The organism is Aldersonia kunmingensis (assembly GCF_001646865.1).
GTDB classification, from domain to species: domain Bacteria; phylum Actinomycetota; class Actinomycetes; order Mycobacteriales; family Mycobacteriaceae; genus Aldersonia; species Aldersonia kunmingensis.
Genome location: NZ_LRRB01000290.1, coordinates 1 through 3,506, shown reverse-complemented (window position 1 = coordinate 3,506; position 3,506 = coordinate 1). Strand labels below are relative to the sequence as shown.

The following is a 3,506-nucleotide window of genomic DNA, read 5'->3' as shown; positions in this document are numbered from 1 at the left end:
GCGCATCTGCGGGCGCGAGTTCGGACGTGAATGACACCAGCGCGAAACGGGTTTCACCATCATCATCGGAGAGCGAGGCCGCGGCCCGATCGAGGTAATCGGCGACCGGTTCCGATGTTTCGGGTCCCAGCCTGTCGGTGAGGATGTCGCCACGTCGTGGCGCGTCGAAGGCACCGAACGCGACGAGGATTCCGGCGAGCGCGAGCGCAAGCAGGACGGCGAGCAGAGTGCGCGAGTTAGGCATCACGCAGGACGTCGAGCGCGTTCTGCAGGTCGGCGGGATATTCGCTGGTGATCTCGACCCAGCGGCCGTCGGAGGGATGCGCGAATCCGAGCGCACGCGCGTGCAGCCACTGCCGCTCGAGGCCGAGCCGCTTGGCCAGCTTCGGGTCCGCGCCGTAGGTCAGATCACCGCAACACGGATGGTGGATCGCGGAGAAATGCACGCGAATCTGGTGGGTGCGGCCGGTCTCGAGGTGAATGTCGAGCAGGCTCGCGGACTGGAACGCCTCCACCGTGTCGTAGTGCGTGACGCTGGGCCTGCCGTCCGCGGTGACCGCGAACTTCCAGTCGTTGCCGCGCGCCCGGCCGATCGGAGCGTCGATGGTGCCGCTGCTCGGATCCGGGTGTCCCTGGACCAGCGCGTGATACCGCTTGTCCACGGTGCGCTCCTTGAACGCGCGCTTGAGCACTGTGTAGGCGCGCTCGGAGGTGGCCACAACCATGACACCCGAGGTTCCGACGTCGAGGCGGTGCACGATGCCCTGGCGTTCGTGCGCACCCGAGGTGGAGATCCGGTAGCCGGCGGCGGCGAGCCCGCCAACCACGGTGGGACCGGACCATCCGACACCCGTGTGTGCGGCAACGCCGACCGGCTTGTCGACCGCGACGATGTCGTCGTCGGCGTACAGGATGTTCATGCCCTCGACGGGCTTGGCCTCGATCGTCAGCTCGCGCTTGGGCTCGGGCAATTCCACCTCGAGCCAGGCCCCGGCGACCAGCTTCTCCGACTTGCCCGCGGCGATGCCGTCGACGACGACCGAGCCCTCCTCCGTGAGCATCGCGACAGCGGTGCGGGACAGGCCCAGGAGCCGAGCGACACCAGCGTCGACCCGCATGCCGTCCAGACCGTCCGGAACCGGCATGGACCGGCTTTCCCTCATGCGGCAGGCCTTCTGGTGCCGTCCGGTTCGTAGCCGAACAGGCTCAGCGCGATCATCAGGATCGCGCCGCACACGACCGCCGAGTCCGCGACGTTGAATACCGGCCACCAGCCGACGGACACGAAGTCGACCACGTGACCGCGCAGCGGGCCCGGAGAGCGGAAGAACCGGTCGATGAGATTGCCGATCGCACCGCCAAGCACCAGGCCCAGGCCCAGCGCCCACCACGGTGAACGCAGCCGGCGTGCCATCCGGATCACGCCGATCACGACGCCAACCGCGATGATCGTCAGCAGCCACGTCATTCCGGTGGCCATCGAGAACGCGGCGCCCGGGTTGCGGACCAGCTTGAACGTGACGGTGTCGCCGATGATCTGCACCGGATTACCCGGCTCGATGAGTGCGACGACAAGGCACTTGGTCAGGACGTCGAGCACGATCACCGACGCCCCCACCCAGAGCAGAAGCGGCAGCCTAAGGCGAGGGCGCTCATCGGCGTCCGGCGCGTTGGGTGTCACAGGCGGGTCGCCCTCCGATCGCACAGGCGGGTCGCCCTCCGTTCGCGCGGCCGCGTCGTCTTCCGTCGGTCGATCGGTACTCACCAGAACATCATCCCTTATAGGTGCGCGAGGGCCGCACCGCGGCCGTGTGGCGGTCTCCGAACAGAGCAGGGTGAAACGCCCCGTAGCCTGTTGCTGTGGCAGTGTCGTTGATCCCTGTGCGCTACGGCGCGTGGTTTGTTGCGGTGGCAGTTGGGTGTTCGGCACTCGTTTCGGGATGCGCCGGGACGTCGAGCGGTCCGGAGGGCGACGACGCAGAGCCGGCGGCGACGAACGAGGTAACCGTTCCCATCCCGCCTGTGCAGACCCATGTGCTCAACACCGGGTCCGAACCGCGAATCCGCTTGGCGCCCAACGCTGCTTCCGGCACCCAGCAGAACGTCACCCTGCACACCGAGAACGGTGTGCGGCAGCAGGTGGACAGCCAGCCCGAGCAGGACTTCTCGACCCCCGGGGTCACCATGCCGCTCGCGGCGACGAGCAATGACGGCGGTGCCGATCTGCTACTCGGCCGGATCAGCTGCCCGGACCCCGATCTCGAGCAGGCGCTCGCCGCCGCCGAGGGTTCGCATGCCGGGCTGACCATCTCGCCGAATGGCGCGATCACCGCGTTGCAGATCACCCCGGCGAACGAGGCGTCCGACTCGGCACGCCAGGCCGTCGAGCAGGCGTTCTACCAGGCGGTCTACCACACGGTGGTGTTTCCGGACGACGAACTCGGCACCGGCGCGGTGTGGACGATCGAGCAGCAGATCTCGGGTGGCGTGACGCTCGATCAGGTCACCACCGCGACCCTGCTCGCTCGCGACGGAGACCGGCTCACCATCGCCGTCGATGTGCGGCAGACGCCACGCTCGAACGTGTGGAACCTGCCCAACGGGGCCGGCATGCTCGACATCGAGCACTACGACATGCACGGCTCGGGACAGCTGACCGTGGACGTGGGTCTCCCCCTGCCGGTGGAAGGCATGGTCACGATGGCGGGCGAACAGTCCTACCGCGTACCCAACGACACCACCCGGCTGAATCAGCGGACGAACAGCACGGTGCAGTGGCTGCCCTAAGGGCCAGACCTGCTGCCGTCGCGTTGGGCGTCGTCACTCTGCTGGTCGCGGGGTGCGGCTCCGATGAGGGGTCCGACGCCGCGTCGACCACGCGACTCGCGACACTGCAACCTGCGGTGAGCGCGCCCTCTCCCGCCACCGGGCCACCGATCACCGATTCCGCGGTCCTCGCGGCGGCCCTGCTAACCATTGCCGACTTGCCCGTGGGTTACGTGTCGCTCGATGTCCCAACCGACCCGGACGCCGCCAAGGACAACGGCCCGGACCAGTCGCGCACCGATCCCGCCGACTGCGCGAAGGTGCTCGCACCGATCGCCCAGCAGGCCGAGGGTGCGGTCGCGCAGGCGAGTGCCCACTTCGCGGGTCCGGCTTTCGCCGGTATCGACATCGACGCGGCAAGCTACCCGGCGGACCGCACCGCGGCGACATTCGATGCGGTGCAAGAACGCCTCGCACAGTGCACCGTTTACCGCGGAACCGACGCCGACGGATTCTCCGTCGATTACCGAGTGGCCGACCTACCGCTGGCGGGTGCCGGGGATGCCTCCCGGGCGGTGCGGGTGACGACGACGAGCGAGGGCCTGACGCTGATCTCCGATGTCGTCATCGCGGTTACCGGCTCAACTGTGTTCCAGCTCGCCGCCACGCAACAGACCCCATTCGATCCCGCGGCGCTCACGAATCTGGCACAGACACAAGCCGATCGGCTGCGCTCCCCC

Annotated in this window: 4 protein-coding genes and 1 pseudogene; 2 read left to right on the top strand and 3 right to left on the bottom strand. The window is 68.2% G+C overall.

Going from position 1 to position 3,506, the window contains the following annotated elements; translation table 11 throughout:
- The 3 genes and pseudogenes from A8G08_RS23580 to lspA all read right to left on the bottom strand — a co-directional run.
- Positions 1-244 (bottom strand): annotated as a pseudogene (locus A8G08_RS23580) (hypothetical protein); the annotation flags it as partial.
- Positions 237-1,163 (bottom strand): RluA family pseudouridine synthase, encoded by a 927-nt coding sequence (locus A8G08_RS23575; protein WP_068279618.1) that lies wholly within the window; start codon positions 1,161-1,163, stop codon positions 237-239. The pseudogene A8G08_RS23580 and the gene A8G08_RS23575, both read right to left, overlap by 8 nt.
- Positions 1,160-1,636: a signal peptidase II gene (lspA, locus tag A8G08_RS23570; RefSeq protein WP_245672975.1), complete on the bottom strand. Its 477-nt coding sequence runs from the start codon at positions 1,634-1,636 to the stop codon at positions 1,160-1,162. Before lspA ends, A8G08_RS23575 begins: the two co-directional genes overlap by 4 nt.
- Before the next feature lie 224 nt (positions 1,637-1,860).
- On the opposite strand from lspA, the gene A8G08_RS23565 reads away from it, so the two are divergent.
- Both A8G08_RS23565 and A8G08_RS23560 read left to right on the top strand, forming a co-directional pair.
- On the top strand, positions 1,861-2,787 hold the full coding sequence (locus A8G08_RS23565; protein WP_245672974.1) for a hypothetical protein: 927 nt from the start codon (positions 1,861-1,863) through the stop codon (positions 2,785-2,787).
- A partial coding sequence (locus A8G08_RS23560) for a hypothetical protein (protein WP_084436790.1) occupies positions 2,775-3,506 on the top strand: 732 nt, incomplete at its 3' end. The genes A8G08_RS23565 and A8G08_RS23560, both read left to right, overlap by 13 nt.

What these genes read in the sequence shown, in the direction of transcription:
- A8G08_RS23575 (WP_068279618.1), bottom strand. Translation starts at nt 1,163, where the DNA reads ATGAGGGAAAGCCGGTCCATGCCGGTTCCGGACGGTCTGGACGGCATG.